This is a genomic window from Rhodoferax sp. UBA5149 (genome assembly GCF_002413825.1).
Lineage (GTDB): Bacteria > Pseudomonadota > Gammaproteobacteria > Burkholderiales > Burkholderiaceae_C > Rhodoferax.
Map to the genome: position 1 here is coordinate 11,054 of NZ_DHXT01000204.1, position 1,188 is coordinate 12,241.

At 56.3% G+C, this 1,188-nt stretch carries 2 protein-coding genes; both read left to right on the forward strand.

Annotation, left to right across the window (positions count from 1 at the left end; genetic code table 11):
• Positions 1-231 (forward strand): 50S ribosomal protein L20 (rplT, locus tag B3V69_RS18215; RefSeq protein WP_296448503.1); only part of this gene is annotated, 231 nt, incomplete at its 5' end.
• Positions 232-382: 151 nt separating this feature from the next.
• Positions 383-1,188: phenylalanine--tRNA ligase subunit alpha (locus B3V69_RS18220; protein ID WP_296448505.1), on the forward strand; the 806-nt coding region annotated here is incomplete at its 3' end.

Here is a 1,188-nt window from a genome sequence, read left to right on the forward strand (position 1 = left end):
CAATATGCCTACCGTGACCGCCGTACCAAAAAGCGCGTCTTCCGTCAGTTGTGGATTGCCCGTATCAATGCGGCTGCTCGTCAGTGCGGCATGACATACAGCCAGTTCGCCAACGGTCTGAAGAAAGCCAATATCGAGATCGACCGCAAGGTTTTGTCTGATATCGCGATTCACGACATGGCTGCTTTTGCCGGCATCGTGGAGCAAGTCAAGGCCAGACTGGCGGCTTGAGTTCACGGCGGTTCGCTATTATTTAGATAGCGAGCTGTGCAACAGAAACAAGGGCTAGAGCTTGAAAAAGCGCTAGCCCTTTTTCCATGAAAACGCAGTTTCAGAGAAGACTAACCGGTACCCAGGTTATGTCGGAACTACAAGAGAATTTATGAACGAGTTGAACGTCGTCGTTGACAGCGCCAAAGCCGCCTTTGCGCAGGCCACCACCCCCGCAGACCTGGAAAACGCCAAAGCCTTGTTTCTGGGCAAGTCGGGTCGTATTACCGAGCTGATGAAGGGCATGGCCGCTCTAACGGTGGACGAGAAAAAGTCACGCGGCGCGGCCATCAACCTCGCCAAGCAGGCCATTGAAGCGGCCTTGAACAATCATCGTCAGGCGCTGGCCGATGCCGAATTGCAGGCTCAACTGCAGGCCGAAGCACTGGACGTTACGCTGCCGGGCCGCCAGCGCGGGCAGGGTGGTTTGCACCCGGTGTCGATCACACTGGATCGCATTGAGGCCATCTTTGGTTCCATGGGTTTTGAAGTGGCACAAGGTCCCGAGATCGAGACCGACTGGTTCAACTTCACCGCCCTGAACACGCCTGAGGACCACCCCGCGCGTTCGATGCACGACACTTTTTATGTTGAAGGTGGCTCCGCCAGTGCGCCCAATCTGTTGCGCACGCACACCAGCCCCATGCAAATCCGCTATGCGGTACAGCACGTCAAACAGCACCGTGCCGCCATCGACGCTGGGCAGGCTTCCGAGCTGCTCTTTTCAGGTTCCATGCCCGAGATTCGCGTCATTGCGCCGGGTCGTACCTACCGCGTTGACAGCGACGCTACCCATTCGCCGATGTTTCACCAGTGCGAGGGCCTTTGGGTCGGTGAGAACGTCAGCTTCAAAGACCTCAAGTTTGTCTTCACCGATTTTTGCCGTACTTTCTTTGAGTCGGATGATCTGGTGCTGCG